Raw genomic sequence first — 21,625 nt, 5'->3', positions numbered from 1 at the left:
CTTCGCCGCTGCGGGCGATGGGGTCGTAGAGGCGAAGGTCCCGGCGCGCGGGACCTACGGCACTGGCCCTGCGGGGCCGTGCTGCGGTCGGCTGGTGGGGTGTCGGAAGGAGACGCCTCATGACAGCGATCAAGCACGCCGATGCCGGACACGGCGCGGGTTGGGACGTTCTGGCCGCGGACGGTTCGGTGGTCAGGATCCGCCCGCTCCGCGAGGACGACGAACGCGCTCTCGACGCGATGAACCAGCGGGTGTCGGACCGCTCGATCTATCTGCGCTTCTTCGGCATCAGCAGGACGATGGCCGACGAGCACACCCACCACCTCGCGACGGATCGGGACGGTCATGTCGCGCTCGTCGCGGAGTATGGCGACGCGCTGGTGGGTATCGCCAGCTATGAGCCGCTCCGGTCAGGAGAGGCCGAGATGGCCTTTCTGCTGGAGGATTCGGTCCACGGACGGGGGATCGGCACGCTTCTGCTCGAGCAGCTCGCGGCGGTTGCCCGGGAGAACGGCGTCCAGCGGCTCCGGGCCGACACCCTGGTCGAGAACGCGCCGATGCTGCGCGTCTTCGCCGACTCGGGCTTCGAACAGGTCCGCCGGATGGACAGCGGCGTGGTGGAGCTTGTTCTGGACACGGCGTACCGACCGACGACGCTGGAGCGGATGGCCGATCGTGAGCGGGCCGCAGAGAACCGCTCGCTGCATCGGTTGTTCTCGCCGCAGACGGTCGCCGTGATCGGGGCCGGCCGCAAACCTGGCGGGATCGGGCACGAACTGCTGCGCAACATCGTCAACGGCGGCTACACCGGTTCTGTGTACGCCGTGAATCCGCAGGCGGACCGGGTTGCGGACGTGCCGGCGTACCCGTCGATCTCGGCGGTGCCGCGCACGGTGGATCTGGCCGTAATCGCGGTTCCGGCCGAGCGCGTGCTGGACGTGCTGGCGGAATGCGGTGAGAGCGGCGTTGGTGGCGCAGTCGTGCTGACTGCGGGCTTCTCGGAGCTCGGCACCGCGGGCCGCGAGCTGCAGCGAGAGATGCTGGCTGTCGCACGTCGGCACAGCATCCGGCTGATCGGTCCGAACTGCCTGGGGCTGGTGAACACGGCTCCGGACGTGAGTCTGAACGCGACCTTCGCCGAGGTGTCGCCGGCGCCCGGCGCACTCGCCATCGCGGCGCAGTCTGGCGCAGTCGGTATCGCAGCGCTCGAACATGCCGGACGGACCGGGCTTGGGATCTCGGAGTTCGTTTCCCTCGGCAACAAGGTTGATGTCAGCGGCAACGATGTGCTGCTGCATTGGTGGGGCGACCCACGAACTGCGGTGATCGGACTGTACCTGGAGTCGTTCGGGAACCCGCGCAAGTTCGGCGGTCTGGCCCGGATGATCGGCCGGACGAAGCCGATCCTGGTAGTGAAGGGTGGTCGCTCAGTGGGTGGCCGTCGGGCGGGCGTCTCGCACACCGCGGCGGCGGCGACACCGGAGACAGCCGTCGACGCGCTGTTCGCGCAGTCCGGCGTACTCCGGATGGACACGGTGGAGGAGTTGGTGGAGACGGCACGCGTTCTCGCCGTACCGCCGCTGCCACGTGGTCGTCGGCTCGCGGTTGTCGGTAACGCCGGTGGAGCGGGGATTCTGGCTGCTGATGCGGCCGGACGGCTCGGTCTGGAGTTGCCTGAGTTCAGTACGGCGATTCAGGAGCAGCTCGCCGCGCTCGGCGCGGTGGGGTGCGCGAACCCGGTGGACCTCGGTGCGGCGGCGTCCGCGACGAGCCTGGAGCAGGCGTTGAGGGTGATCGTAGCCGGCGGCGAGGTTGACGGCGTGGTGGTGAACTACGCGGTCACCCGCGCCGGCAAAGTCGAGGACATCTACGCCGCGATCGCCGCTGCCGGCGTCCAGGCCGAGCTGCCCATCGTCGTCAACTGTGTCGGCTCCGCGCAGGCCGGTCCGGAGATCGCACTGGCCGACGGGCGCAAGCTGCCCGTGTTCCCGTTCCCGGAGAGCGCAGTGCGTGCGCTGGCCCACGCCGTTCAGTACGCCGAGTGGCGCTCGCGGCCGCAAGGCGTCGTACCGGAACTGGCCAGGGTCGACGCAGCCGGGGCGCGTGTCGTCGTCCGGCGGTTCTTCCAGCACAACCCGGACGGCGGCTGGCTGGATCCGCGGCAGGCGAGTGTGCTCCTACAGTGCGCGGGTGTCCCGGTCATTCCAGTAGCGACCGCATCGACGCGCGCACAAGCGATCGCCGGGGCTGATGCGGCCGGGTATCCGGTCGCACTCAAGACTGCCGCGCCCGGTGTGGTGCACAAGACCGACATCGGTGGCGTGCGTGTGGGGTTGGAGAACGCGGTGCAACTCGGCCAGGCGTACGACCAGATCACGACGGCGGCCGGGGGTCCGGAAGTACTGGTGCAGGCGATGGCGGCGAGCGGGACGGAGCTCGTCGTCGGCGTGGTTCGCGATCGGCTCTTCGGTCCGCTCGTGATGGCCGGCAGCGGTGGAATCCTGACCGACGTACAAGCCGACCGCCAATGGCGCGGCTTGCCGCTCACCGACCTGGACGCGCTCGACATGGTCCATTCACTGCGATGCGCCCCGCTCTTGGCCGGCTACCGCGGCGCGAAGGCCGCTGACCAGGAGGCGGTCCTTGAGGTCATCCATCGCATCGCCTGGCTGGCGGACCTGGTCCCAGAGCTGGCCGAGCTGGACATCAACCCGCTGGTTGCCGCCCCCTCCGGAGTCTCCGCGGTCGACATCCGCATGCGCCTCACACCGGCAGAGCCGGAGCCGGATTGGTACGCCCGCCATCTGCGCGGCGACCAGCCCTAACCAGATCTGCGCCCGCCGGCCGGGCTAGGCATGGGTCGAGCGGGATCCGTTGGGGATCCCGCTCGAGGAGGAACTCACTGCCGGTCAACGGCAGCGGGGCGCTGAGAAGATGCTCACGAAGCGTCTTCGAAGGTGCGATCGAGGCTGGCGGCGACCCGGCTGAGGGCGCGTAGTGCAGCTACCTTTTCGGCGACCTGGAGGTACGAGTTCGGTGGATGCACGGTCCTGTACAGGTCGTCGCGGAGGAGTTCGAGGGCATCGAGGAGCTGCTCGATCTCAGCGACGATCACCTTGTCGTGCGGTTGCAGCGCGGTGAGCATCGGGATGATGCGCTGATGGAAGGCGGCGATTGTGTGCAGAGCTTCGGCCAGGCGCCGCTCTTCGAGGAACCAGTCGTTGTACTGGCTGGCTTCGGCGATGTTGCTGAGGTCGGCCTCCCAGCGGTCGATCTCCTCGCGCAGTGTGGTCATGATTGCTCCTTCGGCAGGAAGTCGGCGACCGGTCGGCGGGCGGTGCCGCTGTGGCGCCGGCTGCGGCCGAATCGGATGATCATGTGGGCATGCCCTGGCCGTTCGGTCAGGCGCTGCACCCTGTTGCGCAGGTCCTCGTACTCGAGCGGCTGGTTGAGGAACGACGCACTGATGCCCGCCCGGGTCGCGGCCAGCAGCACGCGCTCGAGGGCGACGCCGGCGACGACCTGATCGGCCGGTTCGTCGAAGTCGGTGGAGAGTATGGCGAGCTCAGGGTGTTCCTCGAACTTTCGTTCGTCGCGGAGTCGATCGGTCGGTCGGGTCCCCATGTCCCGCACGGCCGAGGGGTAGCCGGTCGACCGCGGTCCGAGGGCCGAACTGGGCACGCCTTCCCTGGGGCGCTCGCCGCCGACCCAGTGGCTGCGTTCGGCGCGCCGGTGCCAGTCGTGAACCTCGCGCAGGTCGCTGTCGAGCACCAGGTCGAGGACCTTGTGGACCTCTGTCTCGCCAAGCCAGGTGAGCTCAGCACCTTCGGCGTACGCCGCCTGCATCAACTTGATCCGCACGTCCTCGGCCAACGGCGTCGCGTCGCCCGGATAGCGGTCGGTGTGGCGGTACGGAATCTGCGCGGCGAGGTCGCACAGCTCGTCGTTGCGCGCCTCGGTGGGCTCGACGACGATGCGGGCCAGCAGATCGGGTTCCTCCGGGTACGGCGCCAGCCCGAACCAGGCGCCGTACCCGAGGCTTTCGGCCGCGCACCGCAGGTTGAAGGCCGCGGCGCCCGCGGAGATCCGCATCGCCCGGCCGGTCGGGTCCTCGGCGGGCAGGGTGCGGGATCCGTCCAGGAAGATGTCGATCACGTGGCCCTCGACCTCGAACCGCCACGGTTGGGTGTTGTGCATACTCGGTGCGGCGATGGCCGCCGCGAGCAGGACGTTGACGTCCTTGGTTGGCAGTTGCTCGGACACGGGGTGCTCCTCCCACTGGTTCTCCTTCTTCAGGTTCGCCGGTGGGAGGCGGGTCGCGCTGCGGGCAAGAGTCCCGACCTGGAAGGCCGTTAGTCAGTTGGCGCGGTGAGTTCCACTACGGTGCCGTGCGGATTATTGTCGGCGAGGCGGACGGTACCGCCGAGCGCCTGAGCTCGTTCGGTCAGGTTGTGCAGACCGCTTCTGCGCGTGCTGGAGCCGATGCCGATGCCGTCGTCGGAGATGCGGGCGACGACCTGGTCGCCGTCGACTGTGATCTCCACGGTCACCTGTGACGCCTGCGCATGCCGGACCACGTTCGACAACGACTCCCGGACGGTAGCGAGGATCTGCGGTCGCACAGCGGTCGGTACGACGGTGTCGATCGGGCCGGTACAGATCAACTGGGGCCGGAACCCGAGTGGCTCGGCGTACTGCGCGACGAGCGTCTGCACGTCGCCGCGTAACGAGGTGGAGCCGGGGGTCTGCTGAAGCTCGAAGATCGCGGCACGCAGGTCATGGATAGTGGCATCGATGTCCTCGACCGCACGGCTGAGTCGTTCCTGATGCTCTGGCCGGACCAGCCGGTGCATGCCCTGGAGTTGCAGGCCGGTCGCGAACAGCCGCTGGATGACCAGGTCGTGCAGGTCGCGAGCGATCCGGTCGCGGTCCTCGAGAACGGCGAGCATGTCGCGATCGTGTTGCGCCTGCGCCCGTTCGAGGGCGAGGGTGGCCTGGCCGGCGAACATCCGCATCAGGTCGGCGCCCTCGGACACGCGGGAATTCGTGCCCTGCTCGACGGCCACGGCGAGCAGGCCACCGGTGCCCGTGTTGCCGGGTGGCAGCGGAGCCATTGTCGTGCGGGCGAGGGTGGCGCCTTCGGGGAACTCGATCAGGATGTCGCTGTCCTTCAGGAACTGCGCGAGGTCCTCGATCACGATCTGCTCGCCGGTGCCCGATGTGGCGCGGCCGAGCACTGGCACGTCGGCAGGAATCCGGCGACCTACGTACTGGGCGAATTGAGGCGGGCCCTCGACGGCGCGCACCACCAGTTCGTCGCCTTCGGCAAGCAGCACAGCCGCGACCTGCGCGCCAGAGACCTCGCGCGAGCGTTTCGCGATGAGTTGCAGTGCCTGGTCGGGGTCGAAGTCCCCGAGCATCAGTTGGGTGATTTCGGCAGTGACCTCGTGCCAGCGTCGGCGTTGCTCGGTGTCGGCGTACAGGCGGGCGTTGTCGATCACGACGCCGGCCGCGGTGGCGAGGGCGGTGACGGTGCGCTCATCGTCCTCGGTGAAGTCCGCGCCGCCGGTCTTCTCGGTCAGGTACAGGTTGCCGAAGGCGTGTTCGCGGGTGCGGATCGGGACGCCGAGGAAGCTCTTCATCGGCGGGTGATTCGACGGGAAGCCGTAGGAGCGTGGATGCTCGGCGAGATCGTGCAGACGGATCGGCTCAGGGTGCTCGATCAACAAACCGAGGATGCCGTGACCTTCGGGGTACGGGCCGATCGCGGCGATCTCGTCATCGCCCACGCCATGGGTGATGAACCGAACGAGTCGTTTGCCGTCGGGGCCGACGACGCCGAGAGCGCCGTACCGGGCCCCCGCGAGCTCGCAGGCCGCGGTGACGATGCGGTCCAGGGTGCTGTTCAGGTCGAGGTCCGCGCCGATACCGACAACGGCGTCGAGAAGGGCCCGTAGGCGCTCCTGGTACTCCATGATCTCGTCGACGCGCCCGAGCAACTCCTGTAGGAGGGCATCCAGACGTACCCGGGACAACCCGGCATACTCCAGCGCCCCCTCGTCCCAGCTTCCCCGCCCAGACCGCGAGCCTTCGGCCACGCGACCACAGTACGCATAGTCACCGGCGATGTGAACTAACGAGAGCGAGGGCGCTGGCCCCACGGAACCAGCCGGCGCCCGTGAACGGTCTCGATCCCGAGCCGGACGAATTGTGGATCGTCCATCGGCAGCCACGAGTGCAACGGCAGCCTGCGACGCAGTTCGGCGCTCTCCTCGGCCGTGACGACCGACAGGTGACCGATAGCGGTGATCGTCCAGCCCATGTGACGCTCCATGTCCACGTCGTCGGCCTCGAACGCGACCACGTCCCCCCGCTCGGCGGCCCGGAACTTGTCGCCTGCCCCCGTGCTGAACACGATGGTGTCGTCATCGAGCACGAAGTTGACCAGCCGGACCGCCGGCAGACCGGCGTACGTGTAGACCAGCCGCCCGAGGGGAACCGACCCGAGCAACCGCAGACAGTCCGCCGGGCTGACGATCTGAAGCCGGGAGCCGGCGATGCGTTGCTGGGTGGTCATCGGGGTGTCCTTCGATGGCGGTGGACCGAGGTGCCCACGCTGTAAGGCTCGCGGGGGGATCCGGCCGAGACCAGGGTCGAAGGTCCCTATGCGAGGGGTCTGTTCGGCGGCAACCCGTCCGACGGGTCGTCACCCAGCTGACCTGCGTGTACGACGACGGGACCTTCGACCCTGTGGTGACTGCGGCGGGGGTTGGAGCGTGAGATGCGGAGGTGTACACCCATGACCACAACGCTGACCAGCAGCCGCTACGTGTTCGACTTCGCCGAAGGGAGCATGGACCAGAAGGACCTGCTCGGCGGGAAGGGCGCCAATCTCGCGGAGATGACGCGACTCGGGCTCCCGGTCCCGCCGGGGTTCACGATCGGGACGACCGCGTGCCGTGCCTACCTCGAGACCGGTGACCTGCCGGGCGGCGTGGCCCAGGAGATCACCGTGCATCTGCGCCGGCTCGAGGAGACGATGGGCCGCCGGCTCGGCGACCCGGCAGACCCTTTGCTGATCTCGGTGCGCTCGGGCGCTAAGTTCTCGATGCCGGGAATGATGGAGACCATCCTCGACATCGGGCTGACGGATGAGTCGGTGCACGGTCTGGTCAAGCATTCCAGCGACAAGCACTTCGCGTGGGATTCCTATCGCCGGCTGCTGCAGATGTACGCGCGGACGGTCCTCGACGTACCAGAAGAGTTGCTCGAAGCCGCGGTGGCGACGGAGTACGGCGAGTGGGGCGTGGGTACGCCGGAAGAGCTCCCGGCCGACGCGATCGAACGAGCGTGTACGGCGCTGAAGCAAACGATCGCCGATCACACCGGGCGGCCGTTCCCGCAGGATCCGGCCGAGCAGCTCGACCTCGCGGTCCGGGCCGTCTTCCGCTCGTGGTCGACGCCTCGGGCACAGCTGTACAGGCGCCAGGAGCACATCCCGGACGACCTCGGTACGGCGGTCAACGTGATGGCGATGGTCTTCGGCAACCGCGGCCCGGACAGCGGCACCGGTGTCGCGTTCACCCGCGACCCGGCCTCGGGCGCACCGGGTGTGTACGGGGACTACCTGCAGGATGCGCAGGGCGAGGATGTCGTCGCCGGCGTGCGCAACACCGTGCCACTGGCTCAGCTTGCCACAATCGATCCAACCAGTCATGCCGGACTCGTGAGCGCGATGTCGGCACTCGAGCACCACTACCGCGATCTCTGCGATATCGAGTTCACGATCGAGCGCGGTCGGCTGTGGATCCTGCAGACCCGCGTCGGCAAACGCACCGCCGGCGCCGCGTTCCGGATCGCCGTCCAGCTGGTCGACGAGGCCGTGATCACGCTGGACGAGGCGCTGCTACGAGTCACCGGAGCGCAGCTCGGACAACTGATGTTTCCACGGTTCGGCGAGCGGCACGGCGTCCCGGAAATAGCTCGCGGCGTCGCCGCCTCCCCGGGCGCAGCCGTTGGGGTCGCCGCCTTCGATTCCGTTGCTGCCAAGCGGTACGCCGCTGACGGCTGGAAGGTCGTGCTGGTCCGTCGCGAGACGAACCCCGACGATTTGCCCGGAATGTTGGCAGCCGTCGGCATCCTCACGACGCGCGGCGGAAAGACCTCCCACGCCGCAGTGGTCGCTCGCGGACTCGGTAAGACCTGTGTCTGCGGCGTCGACTCGCTGACGGTGGACACCGAGGCACGTCGCGCCGTGACGGCCGGCGGCATTGTCATCGAGGAAGGCGACATGCTGTCGCTCGACGGCACGGTCGGTGTCGTCTGCAGCGGCGAGGTCCCAGTCGTCGCCTCGCCGGTGGTCGAGTACTTCGAAGGCCTGCTGGATCTCTCGGAAGCCGATGACCTCGTTCGTGCAGTAGACCGCCTGCTGCGCCACGCGGACAGTCGTCGCAGGCTCGGCGTGCACGCGAACGCCGATATGCCGGCGGACGCGGAGCGGGCTCGCCGGTTCGGTGCCGAGGGCATCGGTTTGTGCCGGACCGAGCACATGTTCCTCGGTGAGCGACGCACGCTGGTCGAGCGGCTGGTGCTTGCCGAAGGTCCCATCGAGCAACAGGCGGTGCTCGAGGAACTGCTGGTTCTGCAGCGCGACGACTTCGCTGAGATCTTCCGGACGATGGATGGTCTGCCGGTGACGGTGCGGCTCATCGACCCGCCGCTGCACGAGTTCCTGCCCGACCTTACCGACCTGTCGACGCGTGCGGCAGTCGGCCGCGCCACGGACGCGCCTGATGCCGACGCCGAGCGTCTGCTGCCCGCAGTACAGCGGATCCACGAGAGCAACCCGATGCTGGGACTGCGCGGTGTCCGGTTGGGGATCGTCGTTCCGGGGCTGTTCGCGATGCAGACCAGGGCCATCGCCGAGGCCGCCGTGATCGTGGCGGAGGAGGGCAAGCTGGTGCACCCGGAGATCATGGTGCCGCTGGTGGCCGGCGAGGCAGAGCTGCGGTTGGTGCGGCAGGAGATCGAGGGTGTCCTCGCTGCCGTTGCGACGCGGACGGGACGTGCGGTCGCGACTCGGATCGGCGCGATGATCGAGGTGCCGAGGGCCGCGCTCGGCGCCCAGCGGATCGCGCACTCGGCCGACTTCTTCTCGTTCGGTACGAACGATCTGACGCAGCTGACGTGGGCGTTCAGCCGAGACGATGTGGAGGCCTCGATCTTCCCGCGCTACCTAGATGCGGGGATCTTCGCGGTCTCGCCGTTCGAGTCGCTGGACGTCGAGGGCGTCGGCCGGCTCGTCCGCATCGCCGTCGCCGAGGGCCGGCGCGGCAATCCTGATCTGGTCATCGGCGTCTGCGGCGAGCACGGGGGAGACCCTGCATCGATCGCCTTCTTCGCCGACGCAGGCCTGGACTACGTCTCATGCTCGCCGTACCGCCTCCCCATCGCGCGCCTGGAAGCAGGCCGCGCGGCCGTCGCCCCCACCTCAACCGAAAACGACACCCGCTGACCGTTGCACGAAAAGGTTGTCTTCGGCATCCGTTGAGTGGTCGTGGCTCGGGATGAGGCGTCCCGAGCCGTCGACTTGGAACGGAGACGGCTGGTGGACGAGAAGGCACCGATGGGCGATGACGTGCGGCGGCAGGTGATGGACCTGGTGAGTCGGGCGGAGGCCATCGTCGAGAGGCTCGAGGCTGGGGCCGTCGATGGCCGGTGGGCGATGACGAGAGTCCAGGCAAATGATCTGATGCTAATCCCGTATGGCCAGGGTTCCAGTGGAGGCCTCAGCGGCATTCAACACTTCAGAGGGACGCTCCCGATGCCCACGTCGAGGCGAACCTCAGCCGGCAGAAGCGGTTGACCAGCAAGGTCCCCAGGTACCTACGTTGGCCACATCGAGCATTCTTCAGCGCATGACCGACGGTTCTGCTTCACACACTGGGCTCCCCAGGCGCTAGCCCGGAGACAAGCCTGACCCGCTCACGGTTTACCTGTCCTGTATGTCCTGACGGAACACACCCTCACCGGCTCTGACCTGGGAGTATGCCCCGAAAGCGATCAACTTTCGGGGTCCAACTCACGGGTTACTCACGACTTTCCCCGCCGGGCGTCCAGGATTCGCGTCAGATTTCAGGGCTATGCGATGTCTCGCGATCCTTTTCATGGATGTGGCGAAGGGCACCTCGAGGGGGCTGTGCAGCCTCCGGATTCCGACGCCGCCGAAGGTCCCGGCGTCGACGGCCGGACGACCGCCAGCAGCACGAGTACCAGACCCAGCACGAAGGACACGCCCGCGCTGGTGAGCACTGCGATCCAAGCCCACTGCAGGGCCGGCGCGGTGGCGCCGATATCCGCACGCACGTTGACGTTCCGGCTGCCGTCGGCGGTCATCACCACGAGGGTCCAGTCACCGTTCTCCAGTGGCCAGGTGATCGTCTGCTCGCCCGGACCAGATGCCTGGACGCGCCAGATCTTCACCGCGGTCGGCGCCGGCGAGGGTGCCTGACCGGCATGGTCGTCATACGTCGTCCGGTCCGCACCGGACGCCTTGACTCGTCGATCGTGATCGAGGCCTCGGCGTGACCGAGCTGGTCGGTGACCTGACGAGGCGTCTTGGCCGGCGGCCAACAGGATCGTCGCCGTCCTCTGTCTCAAATCGTGTGGGTGACCCACGCGAGCTCGTCACGAATGATTGCATGCAGGCGAGTTCGGTGAGCTCGAGCACCGTTGCTCGATCGGCTCCCTTGAGCCGGGTATGTATCGGCCAGGACGATCAGATCCTCGAGACTCATCCTTATCCGGCCTGTCTCGATCAGGCTGATCCGGGGGACCGGCGAACGGTTGTCGAGGCCGCGGCGTGCGGCTCCGGACCGGGGTGCCGTCGCGGAGGTGCCCGAGCGGTTCGGGAACTCGAACACGATCTACACGAACTTCGACCGGTGGTCGAAGACAGGGGTGTGGGCGCGCGTGCTCGAGCAGGTCCAGGCGATAGCCCACCGACGACGCCATCATCGTCACCGCTGTCCTCCGCTGCGTCGTACGCCCTCTGCACGGCCACCGAACTGACCACCAACAAAGAACACAGTGGCCAAGCGGCATCCCTGAAGTCGGCAGTGGCACAGTGCAGCGATGCCCTGCTTCACCTGACAGGGTCAGCGAGGAAAATTGTTGTCGGAACGAACTGCGCCCAGACTCGACTCACGGCTCGCGTCGCTTGCCGCGGACACAGCTTTGCTGGTGAACACCTAGACGAGCATCCCGCCCGGCATCTCCGGGGAATCCCGCGGCGCAGCGTGGATTGCAGTGTGCAATGCCTGCATCGGTCAAGTTATGGAGGTGCGGATGGCGAGCACATCAGGCGCAACGGGTGTTCGGTTGGACGGCGATACCGATGTCTGATCCGAGTGCGATACCTCCGCTGGGCTGGGATTCTTTGGGCAGTTGGCGACTCGCGCCAGGCTGGCCCGTAGTGGTTCTGATGCTCGCTGGTGGCTACCTCGTCCTGCGGATCCGGGGCCGGAGCCGCAGCCGGTTCACCCATGGCGAGCGGTGTCGTTCGTCCTCGGCTGCGCAAAAGCCCCGTTAACCGGCACATCCAACCCGAACCGCATCGCATTCCTCCGACCCAACCTGTTGGCCCTATCGTGCCGCGTTGCCGGGGCACGCGTGCTGGTTGGCGGCTGCACCACCGGCCTGTCAAGGTGGCGGTGTGGCGGAGCAGCAGCTCGGTGGTGGGATTGCGAACGCGGGCCAGGTCGTGCGCGTCGGTCCGCATGTGCTTCGTCCTTCGAGTCCGTACTCGGGTTCGATTCATGCCTTCCTGCTGGCGGTGAAAGCCGCCGGATTTGAGGGTGCCCCGATACCTGTCGGCATCGATGAGGACGGACGTGAGCGCCTTGTGTTCATCGATGGCGAGGTCCCGGTGGCGCCCTATCCGGACTGGAGCCAGTCCGGCACCGCGCTGGCGTCCGTCGCCAGGCTGCTGCGCGGGCTGCACGACGCTGCCCACCGGTTCGACCCCCAGGGTTTTACCTGGAACGACAGTCTGGCTGATCCTGCGGGTGGGACGCTGGTGTGCCACAACGACGTGGAGCTCTCGAATGTCGTCTTTCGTGACGGCATCGCCGTTGCGCTGATCGACTTCGAGTTTGCCGCCCCTGGCCGCGCTATCTACGACGTTGCCCAGCTCGCCCGCCTCTGTGTACCGATCGAGGACGACTTCGACCAGGCCCGGATCGGCTGGCGGCGCTCCGACCGGCCGGCGCGGTTGCGACTCGTGGCCGACGCCTACGGACTGGACCGGTGCGGCCGGGCCGAGCTGCTCACCGCCATGAACGACGCCCTCGCCCGCATCGAAGCAGCTGCGTGGCGCAGCATCGATGCGGGCGGCTCGAACGCCGTCGCAAGGATGAACCGGGCGGGAGGGATCGAGAAGTTCGACCGCCGGCGCCGCTGGTGGACCGCTCACTACGACCAGTTCGCCGCAGCTCTCCTCTAGCGCATGCCTTCCCTCATCTGAGAGGCCACAAGGTCGGCGCCTCGGTGAGCGGCCACTCAGAGAAAGCTCTGGAGATGATCCGATGAATCGCGACGAGAAGCAGAACCACGATGCTGCGATGCCCGGTCTGACTGTTCAACGTAGAGCCCCTATTGTGGCGTTACAGGCTCAGTTGATCGGAACCCTCGAGATCGACACTTCAACAAGCTGCCTGGAAGTCCGTACCCCAATGGGCACTGCTGCCGGCACCGACAGCCTCGTCGACATCGACGTGGCCTGGCCTCCAGGCTGGAGTGTCGCACTCCGTGACGGCTCACCCGCCCTGATTGATGCAACTGACAGCTGGCCTGCCGGCCAGGCGACGAGATAGGCGTCGGTGCGGCTTCGAAGACACAGCCGTAATCGACGTCGTCTCATACACAGGCCAGGAGCGGATATTCGAGGCGTACAAGCTCACCCGCGCTTGAGTCTTAGCTGCCGAAGCTCGACCAGGCCGCCCCCCGGTCATCCTCATGACGATCGGCCACCACACACGAACCCAGAGTCATTGGTCTAAAGCCGTGCAGCCGACTTCGAACCCTGGTCTACGGCGGCCCGGTCGCCGAGCGGCTTGCCGAGGGTGACGACCGCGGTCGATGTCTTCCCGACGTCCGCACCGCCCGGGAGCAATGGACCGTGACTGCCGCCGATGACCACCAAATCGTCGTACTCGACGACGTGGGCCCGGAGGTCGGTCTCATAGAGTCCGTGGCTCAACTCGAAACTGAGGGTCTTGCCGTCGACCCAGTCGAGAACGCCGACGCGGAGCAGACCCTGCCCGAGCCGCGCGAGACCGGGTAGCGGGTCGGGCCACTGCAGCGACTTGAGCACGCCCGCGGGGGCTGCGACGGCGACAACAGGTCTCGACAGGCCTTGCACCGTGAAGGACCAAGCCGGCACGGTCGCCCGGCCATGACTGGTCTCCACGTCGGTCGTCGTCAAGGAGTCGCCGGTGATCGTGAGCGTTTCGCAGCTCGGCATCCTCTCGCACATGTCGCTCGGCGGCCCGATCGCCTCGGTCAGAGCTTGCTGAGCTTCGAGCACCTGCATCGCCTCGTTCGACCCATCCGCGAAATCGACCCGCGTCGTACCACCTTCCGCGAACTGGACCCCGTCCGCGAAGGCAACCCGCCCGGACAACCACGAGATCTTCTGCTGCCAGGTGTCGAACCCGAGCCCCGGCGTCCGCGTCGAGTACAAGAAGACCCCGGTCACCGGCGCCGGAATCCCCGCCGCCCGCACGACCTGCGCCACCACTCCCGCGCGCGCCACAAACGCTTGTGTGGGCTGAGCTTGCGGCACCAGATCACCGCCCGGTGTCTTCCACGCCGGCCGAGAGGCCGACGTACTACTAGGCGCAGAGCCCGGCGCTGCCTCGGACCCACACCCTCCGAGAGCCAGCACCAGCACCACCCCCAACCACACCTTCCCCACCATGGGGCCGAGTATCCGCTTCCCATCTCGGCCCCTCAAGCAGCGAGGTTCCTCAGATGAGGTAGGTGGTAAGGGTGCGCGCGAAGGTTGTGGCTGCTGTGTAGGTGAGTAGAGCCGGTGCCGTACCCGGCAGCCTGTGACCGCAACCCAGGAGACGAGCGCACGCGACAGTATGTCCGACGCTCCGCCATCCTCGTCGGTCCAACGGCTGCTCCTGAACTGACGGACAAACGACATCCGATTCACGGGTCACAGCTAGGCATCCGAGGCGTGACTCAGGCACATGATCAACTTCTCAGTGATTTCTGGTCATGATGGATGCATGGCGGCCAGAGACTTGGTTTTCCAGCCGGGCGACAGAGTCCGTACCTGCGGCCGTTTCGTCTCCGGACCGGACGGCGACTGGCTCGACCTGCAACGCGTCCACACTCTGACGATCAAACCGCCCGGCTGGAAGTCGGATCTGTCGATCCGCCTGATCGGCGCCGACGCAGCGGCCGTCCCCTCCGAGTTCGGCCCGAATCAGGTGCCGGGCTACATCACAGTGGTCGGGAGGTGGCATGCCCCCGCCCCTGCTGAGCAGGTACGGCTCGGTGACGAGAGCATCGAGGTCGAGACACAGACTCCGGAAGGCCCTCCTCCGCGGCCACGTGCGGACAGGACCCACCCACCATGCCCGCCACCTCCCGGGGGGTGGCCACAGAATGTGGTCTGGTACGAGGGCTGGCCACATAGCGCGGTCTCGGATCTGGACCTGGACATCCGCGACCTGGAATCGTCCGGCGCGATGGTCCATCGGGCGATCTTCCGTCCCTCCGAAGACCAGGAAGTCCTCGTCGTAGCCGCCACCGACGTCGACGCGGTCACCCGCGGGCTGTCCCCGAGCCTCCCGAATCAGCTCTGCGTCGTCCGAAGCCGCTTCACCCGCGCCCAACTGGACGAGGTCCGCGACGTCCTCCATGCCCATTTCCAGCAGTGGCGCTTGGAGTCCTTCGGCACCGGCAACTCCGACCCCCAAGGCCAACCCTTCGCCACAGCCGAACCCGTCCGAGTCACCCCCGAACTGGCCGCCTGGGCCGACACCCTCCCCAAAGGCCTACTCCTCCTCAACCCGACAATCACCCCCGCCTGAAATCCAGCAGCCCAACCGACAGGCAGGAGGGCAGGAGCCACCCGGCAGGGCCCGGGTGGCGGTCGGGTGGGTCAGCGGTCGGTGATGTCGGGCCCCGCAGCCTTCGCTCAAGGCATAGCCGGCGAATAGCGCACACTTCGAATATGCGCTCGTTGCCAGTCCACCGATTCTGCCCGCGGCGCGACCCGCGGCTCACCGTGCGGCGGGTGGTAGTCGTGGTCTGGCCATCCTTCCACCGACACGAGCGCAGGCGAGACAGTGCCACCGGGCCGCCCACCGCCTGAGAGCGCCGCATCCCAGCGTGTCCCGGCTGATCTGGTCGGGCCGGTCGAGGTAGCGCTGGCGCGATCGGCCCGACCAGATCCCTGGCCCGCATGCATTGCCCGGCGGATCACGCTACGAGATCAAGTGGGACGGCTACCTTCACTGAACTTGTCAGCTGGTCGCCTGCGGCCGCCTGAGGTGCTTGTGTCGGCCGATACCGCAGCATCCTTGAGGTCGCCGCTAGGACCGTCAAGCTGAACGACGCCCGGGCCGCGGCTTGACTTCGACCGAGCTTGAAGTTCGAAGATCGGCGGTATGGAGCTGAGTCTGCGGATTGAGGTGTTCGCCTCTAATCCAGAGGCGTCCGGTGAGTTCTACCGGCGAGTGCTGGGGTTCGAGGAGCTGTCGCGGCAGGAGTCTGACGGGCAACTGTGCTACCTATGGATGGGCCGGGGGACGGCTCGCATCGGGGTCGGGGTCGATCGAGAAGGTGTGGATGCAGCGGCCCGGTGGGTGCCGAGCGGCACCGAGATCGTTCTCGAGGTGGACGACATCGACGCCGAACTGAGGCGTGTCCGGGCGACCGGTTGGACGTTGGCGGCCGGGCTTAGGGCGCAGCCGTGGGGGCTGCGGGACTTTCGTCTGCATGACCCCGCCGGCTACTACCTCCGGCTGACCTCGCGTCAGTTGTGAAGCTCACGTCCGCGGTGGATCACAAGTGATAGCTCGTGGACGTCGGGTGATGCGCGCGAACCGTTGCCCGGTAGGCCGGACGTTCACGGTGGTCAGCCGACCGCTGCTTGCCGGTGACCAGTGATGCCACCTGTTGCCGTCGGCGACACCGACGACGGCGGCTGACTCTCCCGCGGCTGGATGAAGCACCGCGAGACCCGAGAGGTCATCGTCTGCGGAGTCCTCGGCTCGATCGACCACCCCGAAGTCGTGATCGCTGGCCTCTACACCGCCGACGGCGAGCTGGTGAACATCGGCCGCACGGTCCCGCTCAAACCCGACCAATCAGCCCAGCTCGCCGCCGTACTCACCCCGGCGAAACCCGGCCATCCGTGGCCCGACGAGATCACCTCGTACTGCTGGGGCGGCCCCGACGCCAAGAAACCCCTGACCAAGGTGCAGCCAACCGTCGTGGTCGAAGTCACCGCCGACGCCGCGACCCAGGCCGGTCAGGCCCGGCACGGTATGCGGTACGTCCGGTACGAGCAGACCTCAGCCCGGACGACCTGCCTCGTGCGCCGACCCGCCGCGAAACCGACTAGAACATTCACTGGATCCTGGCGGCAGCTCCGGACGCCGGTAGATGTAGCCGGGCGTGGCAGTTGGCACCTAGCGAACCGTTCTGCGAACGCTCGATTCTGAGGGGCTGGACTGCTGATCTGAGGGGTTGGATGCGATGTGGCTAAGTGGGCTTGGCGACGAGTGTGGAGGGGAAGCGGCGATGGCCGCCGCCAGAGGCTGAGGGAGTCACCATGAACCGCACCTGCTGCGCCCTTGCAGTTTCGACACTCGCGTTCGGCGCGGCGGTGCTCACTGGGAGCGAAGCGCTGGCTGAGCCGCACCCGGATCCGGGGCTTGAGACGATATACAACCACCCCTATAACTATCCCGAATACAGGTTCGACACGCCGGTCACACAAACCACGCCGAACACCACTAGCAGCCAGGTTCGAGGCGACAACAACAGGGTCGAGTTTTTGCAGGTTGGCGCATCCGCACTGGGCGGTGCGGGCCTGGCTCTTGGCGGGCTGTGGCTATACCGCCGCCACCACGCGCCGGTGACCTAGGCTCTCGGCGTAGCTGCACGCATCCCGTGGGTGCAGCGAGTTCCAGGTCGACGCCGACCGCCGTCACCGGTCCCGCTGGACAGCCAGTCGTTCTTTGAGGGCTGCCCGCTCCGCGAGTGCTGCCGCTTCTACACGGGTCGAGGTACCGCTCTTCCGCAAGATGTTCGAGACGTGCACGCTGACGGTCTTGTCGCTGATCATCAGTTGTTTGGCGATCTCACCGTTGGATCGGCCGGCTACCAGGAATGACAGGATCTCTCGTTCACGCGTGGTCAGGCCAGCGAATCCGGAGGGGGGTCGAGGTGTGGCCGCGGGCGGGACAGGTGCGCTCAGGCTGACCCGTGTGATCCGTGCGAGTGACACGGACTCTTCCAGCAACGGCTGCGCGCCAAGCTCGAGAAAAGTCAGGTGCGCCTGCCGCAGGAGCTCGCTGACAGCCGTTGCAGCTGACCCGGCTGAGAGCATCGCTTCGGCACGCCGCAGCCGCGACCTTGCCTCCAGCCAGGGCCACCCGACCGCATGGCAGTCGTCGATCGCCCGCCGCCACAGGTCCGCCTGACCCGCATCGTTTCGGCATCGCGCAACCTCGGCATCGAAAAGCGCCTTGATCGCAGGGGCCATAGGATCCGCCCGCATCGTGAACGGTTCGTGTGGCCATCTGCCGATCAGGTCCTCGAGGACGGCGACGGCCTGGGCCGCGCCGTCCTCGTCGCCGGCGTCGTGTGCACTCCGGGCACACTCTGCAGCCGCGTGGGCGAAGTCGCTGAGGAAGTCCTCGTGGTACGCGGCAGCCTCCGGGAGAATCCGGTCGTGGAGCCAATGGAGCGCCTTGTGGGGTTCCCCGCAGGCCAGGAAGACTTCTGCTGCGGCAACCGTTAGACCCCGATGATGTTTCGCGAACTGTGCGGAGACCAGTTCCGTAGCTCGTGTGAGGTGTTGTTTGGCTTCCTGAGGCCGCCCGCATCGGGCGGCCAAGACGGCCGCCGTCAATCGAACCGGCGCTCCTGTGACACCTTCGCAGCGAGCGGCCAACGCCGTCCTGAGCAGGTCTCGACACTCGCTCCAGTGCCCGCTCCACAGGAGCCCGTCGGCGGCGAGGGTGGCGAGCTGGTATGCGCGCTCAGACCCGGCCGCGAGTACCTCCTCGAACATCGCTCGAGCCGCCGCGGTGGCCGCCGTGTTCTTGCCCAGAGAGACCAAGCACCCAACCTTTGCGATAGCTGCGTTCACCAGCCAGTCGGTGGATCCGCACGACCGCGCGAACCGCTCGGCTTCCACCGCGTCGGCCACCCGGTTCGAGGCGGGTTCGGAACCATGAACCAAGGCCTGGGTGCCCAGGGCGGCCGCCAACGCCAGATCCGACGCGGACCGTCGTGCTGCAAGCACAGCCTGCACCGAATGGGTCGCCGCTCGGTCGAAAGACCCGTCCGTGTGCTCGGCGAACGCCAACTCCGCCAATGCGAGGGCACGCTCAGGGCTGTCAGGGAATCGGTCAGTGAATCGGACAGCTTCGACGAGTTCGTCGCCCACCATCTTCCCGGGCATCGAGCGTTGGTACTTCGCTTTCCAGCATGCAACCAGCAGAGTGCTCGTCAGGAGCGGCTTGGATTCACGATCGACCAGGTTCAACGCCTGTTCTGCCAGGCTGACGGCCGAGTCGAGCCGGCCGACGCGTCCACAGACATCGCTCGCCCGGCGGAGCAGCTCGAGGTATCCGGCTGGTGAGCCGCGCACACCTAGCGAAACCTGCTCCCACAATGAGCAGGCGCGGTCGAGGTGGATGGCCTCCTCGGCTAGGGCATGAAGGTCTGCGGCATGGCTCGCGGCGATCAGCGACCATCGATAAGCGTCGTCAACTCTTCCCGCTCGGTGGTTATGGACCGCGAGGTCGTCGGCCAATCCGTCCGGCATGGTGCCGGCCAGGGCTTGCAGCACCCGCACGTATGTGGCGTGGATGTTGACGGCCTCGCCAGGAGGCAGATCTGCATACAGCACCTCGGCCAGTAACGGGTGTCGGAACCACGGGCGCCCCATGGCATCTGGGCGAACGAGTCCGTGGTCACGGGCCTCTGTCAGACACCGCGTCAGCATCGTCGGCGGGACGCCATGCTCGCCGACAACGTCGGCCAGCCGGGTGATCTCGGTCGGGCGGCCGCCAACCGCGAGCACCCGCGTGACCTGGCGCGCGGCGGCCGACAAGTCATGCCAATTAGCTAGCAGCGCGTCCTTCAAATCTTCCGGTGCGGCCGCTGGCAGAGCTGCTTCGGTCCCGGATAGCCCACGGACCAAGAGCTCAGTCAGGTATGGGTTGCCGTCGGATCGTTCGTGCACCTGGGCCGCAAACCCGGTGTCGACGACGTTGCTTACAAGGCCTCTGACCTGGGCCTCAGTCGCCGCCAGGTCGAGCCGATCGAGGTGGATCTCTGTGAATCCAGGCATCCGCCGCATATCTGCGAGCCACCCGTGCAATGGATGACCTTCGCCGCGGTGCTCGGCGCGACACGTCGCCAGCAACGCCATGCGCTGGCCGCGGAACCCCGTGATCAGATACGCGAGAACATCCAGCGAGCTACGGTCCGCCCAATGCAGGTCATCGATCACGAGAACGGCCGGACCTCTATCCATCAGACGGTTGAAGACCAAGTTGATCTGGGGCAGCAACTGCCCAGGTGCGCCCAGGCGGGCGTCACCCAGTGCGGGCAGCAGCATGCCGAGCTCACCAGCCCCGGAAAACATCTCCGCCCGCGTAGGAGCATCAGCCCGCTCCAGCCAGGCCTGTAACGCGCCAGACACTGGAGCGAACGGAACTGACGCCTCTCCGAAATGCACACACGTGCCCCACAGCACTTGAAAATCGGCGCCAAGACCGTCGCACACCTCAGTGAGAAGCCGAGTCTTGCCAACACCGGCCTCGCCATGCACGATTACCGCGCACGGACGACCACTCGCGGTCCCCTCCAGAGCCCTCACGAGACGCTGCTGCTCGATTCCCCGCCCGGCGAGACGATGATCTGGCCCCAGGGAAGCTGCACCCACCAACTCAGTATCCACCGGTCTGAGCAGATGTCACCGATAACGAACCCAAGATGTCCGCTGGCCAGACGCGCGGATCGAAGAGTTCAGTCGACTAACTTTCACTGAACGGTGTCTGGTGTCGTCGGCACGGCCTTCGCCACAAAGCCCTCCTGCGGTTGCGTTGGGCAGTGGTAGCCAAGACGGAAGTCTGGCAACGAGCGACGGACTATGTGGCCAGGTGCATCGAGGTCACCGTCAGCTCGAGCTCGTCGCCGACGGTGGCCGCGTGGCCTAAGCAGCCACCGAGTTGCACGACGTGGTCGAGTCAACCGTGCACGTCGGGCCGGAACAGGGGCGGCTGGCCCGAGGAATACTGCACAGTTGGATACCGCCTGCTCCCAGCGGTACGAGCGGACCTGACCCCGGACGACCTGCCCCATATGGCGAGCTGACCGCTCGACTAGAACATGAGTTCGATTAATGTCATGATGAGGTCATGGTGGGACGCTTCAATGTCCGGCCCGGTACTAACGGGGACGGCGACTGGATGGTCTGGGACAACGCGGTGAACGGTCATCGCGGGCGCTGTGAGAGCGAGGCCGAGGCCAACGGGCTCGCCGCCGACCTGGAGCTGCAATACACCGTTCACGGACCGCGCGACCCGGCGAACGTTCGGCGAATCGATCCGCCGGTTTCAGTAGACGCCTGGCAGCAGCGCGTAGGCCGACTGGACGCCTGGATCAACGAGGGCGGCCGGTGGCTCGGCCGGGTCTGGCACGACGACGGCCGAGTATCCTTCATCGACCAGAACGACATCCGGCCCACCCCAGACACCGCCGGTACTGACGATCGCGGGAAAGACAGAGGCTGATGTCCGGGCCGCTGCGCGAACCCGTGATCACACTGGTCGGTGGACCATGGGACCGGCACGTCTACTACGTCTCAGACTGGGACGACACCCGCCAGGCCGCAGAGCGGATGGGACGAACAGCCGCCGAGTTCTGCGGCTGGTCGCTCGCGTACCGATCCGAGACGCCTGGCAGCAGCCGCTCGGCCTGAATGGTCGGCGAGGACTGGCCGACGAAGTCGTCCGCCGGCACCGCGGCTTGAGTGTGTCGCCAAGCCCTAGGGTTGGCTGCTGTCACCACTTTTCAAGTTGGTCTATCACGGTCGGTGCGCCCTTAACCAGCGTGGTCCTCCACGGAATCCGCCACATTTTCTGTAGGCGCCCGATTAGAACGATCGGATTGACTCCCAGACTCTCAGATGTGGTTCCTACCCACGTAAGGCTGACCCGTTCCGGCAGGGGTGGAAGGTGTCGAGGTAGGACGAGATCGCCCGCAAGTTCATCAGTCGGTTTTTCAAGGTCGAGGGTGGGGAGTTCCTCGTCGTCCAGGATGTAGCTTCGCTGTTCTAGGTGGCCAAGCAGTATGTGCGCGA

General features: G+C 66.9%; 16 protein-coding genes. 10 read left to right on the top strand and 6 right to left on the bottom strand.

What is annotated here, in order from left to right; genetic code table 11:
* Positions 1-119: 119 nt before the first annotated feature.
* Complete coding sequence (locus tag ACQPYH_RS28370; protein WP_432877260.1) at positions 120-2,825, top strand: GNAT family N-acetyltransferase; 2,706 nt, start codon at positions 120-122, stop codon at positions 2,823-2,825.
* Between the two features lie 113 nt (positions 2,826-2,938).
* Here ACQPYH_RS28370 and ACQPYH_RS28365 read toward each other — a convergent pair whose 3' ends face one another.
* The 4 genes from ACQPYH_RS28365 to ACQPYH_RS28350 form a co-directional block, all read right to left on the bottom strand.
* On the bottom strand, positions 2,939-3,295 hold the full coding sequence (locus tag ACQPYH_RS28365; RefSeq protein WP_432877257.1) for a hypothetical protein: 357 nt from the start codon (positions 3,293-3,295) through the stop codon (positions 2,939-2,941).
* Positions 3,292-4,263, bottom strand: a complete 972-nt coding sequence (locus ACQPYH_RS28360; protein WP_432877255.1) for an Acg family FMN-binding oxidoreductase — start codon at positions 4,261-4,263, stop codon at positions 3,292-3,294. Before ACQPYH_RS28360 ends, ACQPYH_RS28365 begins: the two co-directional genes overlap by 4 nt.
* 89 nt (positions 4,264-4,352) lie before the next feature.
* The gene (locus ACQPYH_RS28355) at positions 4,353-6,098 is read right to left on the bottom strand and encodes a GAF domain-containing sensor histidine kinase (protein ID WP_432877253.1); all 1,746 of its coding nucleotides are present in this window, start codon (positions 6,096-6,098) and stop codon (positions 4,353-4,355) included.
* Between the two features lie 35 nt (positions 6,099-6,133).
* A complete protein-coding gene (locus tag ACQPYH_RS28350) occupies positions 6,134-6,577 on the bottom strand; it encodes a pyridoxamine 5'-phosphate oxidase family protein (protein ID WP_432877251.1) in 444 nt (147 codons plus the stop codon).
* Between the two features lie 222 nt (positions 6,578-6,799).
* Here ACQPYH_RS28350 and ppdK point away from each other — a divergent pair, with 222 nt between their 5' ends.
* The 3 genes from ppdK to ACQPYH_RS28335 all read left to right on the top strand — a co-directional run bounded on the left by ppdK (position 6,800) and on the right by ACQPYH_RS28335 (position 12,502).
* Complete coding sequence (ppdK, locus tag ACQPYH_RS28345) at positions 6,800-9,514, top strand: pyruvate, phosphate dikinase (protein ID WP_432877248.1); 2,715 nt, start codon at positions 6,800-6,802, stop codon at positions 9,512-9,514.
* 684 nt (positions 9,515-10,198) lie between these two features.
* The gene (locus tag ACQPYH_RS28340) at positions 10,199-10,510 is read left to right on the top strand and encodes a hypothetical protein (RefSeq protein WP_432877245.1); all 312 of its coding nucleotides are present in this window, start codon (positions 10,199-10,201) and stop codon (positions 10,508-10,510) included.
* Positions 10,511-11,713: 1,203 nt separating this feature from the next.
* A complete protein-coding gene (locus ACQPYH_RS28335; RefSeq protein WP_432877243.1) occupies positions 11,714-12,502 on the top strand; it encodes a phosphotransferase in 789 nt (262 codons plus the stop codon).
* A 552-nt stretch (positions 12,503-13,054) separates the two neighbouring features.
* Here the strand turns inward: ACQPYH_RS28335 and ACQPYH_RS28330 are convergent.
* Entirely contained in the window at positions 13,055-13,978 is a 924-nt protein-coding gene (locus ACQPYH_RS28330) for a hypothetical protein (RefSeq protein WP_432877240.1), read from the bottom strand.
* Positions 13,979-14,297: 319 nt separating this feature from the next.
* Between ACQPYH_RS28330 and ACQPYH_RS28325 the strand changes: the two genes are divergently transcribed.
* From ACQPYH_RS28325 to ACQPYH_RS28310, 4 genes are all read left to right on the top strand, one after another.
* Positions 14,298-15,107 (top strand): hypothetical protein, encoded by an 810-nt coding sequence (locus ACQPYH_RS28325; protein ID WP_432877238.1) that lies wholly within the window; start codon positions 14,298-14,300, stop codon positions 15,105-15,107.
* Between the two features lie 579 nt (positions 15,108-15,686).
* Complete coding sequence (locus ACQPYH_RS28320) at positions 15,687-16,064, top strand: VOC family protein (RefSeq protein ID WP_432877236.1); 378 nt, start codon at positions 15,687-15,689, stop codon at positions 16,062-16,064.
* Positions 16,065-16,244: 180 nt separating this feature from the next.
* Positions 16,245-16,745 (top strand): hypothetical protein, encoded by a 501-nt coding sequence (locus ACQPYH_RS28315; protein ID WP_432877234.1) that lies wholly within the window; start codon positions 16,245-16,247, stop codon positions 16,743-16,745.
* Between the two features lie 110 nt (positions 16,746-16,855).
* On the top strand, positions 16,856-17,170 hold the full coding sequence (locus ACQPYH_RS28310) for a hypothetical protein (protein WP_432877231.1): 315 nt from the start codon (positions 16,856-16,858) through the stop codon (positions 17,168-17,170).
* Positions 17,171-17,233: 63 nt separating this feature from the next.
* On the opposite strand, the gene ACQPYH_RS28305 is transcribed toward ACQPYH_RS28310, so the two are convergent.
* A complete protein-coding gene (locus ACQPYH_RS28305; protein WP_432877228.1) occupies positions 17,234-20,221 on the bottom strand; it encodes a helix-turn-helix transcriptional regulator in 2,988 nt (995 codons plus the stop codon).
* Positions 20,222-20,681: 460 nt separating this feature from the next.
* Between ACQPYH_RS28305 and ACQPYH_RS28300 the strand changes: the two genes are divergently transcribed.
* The gene (locus ACQPYH_RS28300) at positions 20,682-21,056 is read left to right on the top strand and encodes a hypothetical protein (protein WP_432877225.1); all 375 of its coding nucleotides are present in this window, start codon (positions 20,682-20,684) and stop codon (positions 21,054-21,056) included.
* On the top strand, positions 21,056-21,244 hold the full coding sequence (locus ACQPYH_RS28295) for a hypothetical protein (RefSeq protein ID WP_432877223.1): 189 nt from the start codon (positions 21,056-21,058) through the stop codon (positions 21,242-21,244). Before ACQPYH_RS28300 ends, ACQPYH_RS28295 begins: the two co-directional genes overlap by 1 nt.
* Positions 21,245-21,625 lie beyond the last annotated feature (381 nt).

Origin of the sequence: Kribbella sp. CA-245084, assembly GCF_050942355.1 — a bacterium.
Lineage (GTDB): Bacteria > Actinomycetota > Actinomycetes > Propionibacteriales > Kribbellaceae > Kribbella.
Note: the sequence above shows the minus strand (reverse complement) of the source record. Positions and strands in the feature narration are given on the sequence as shown.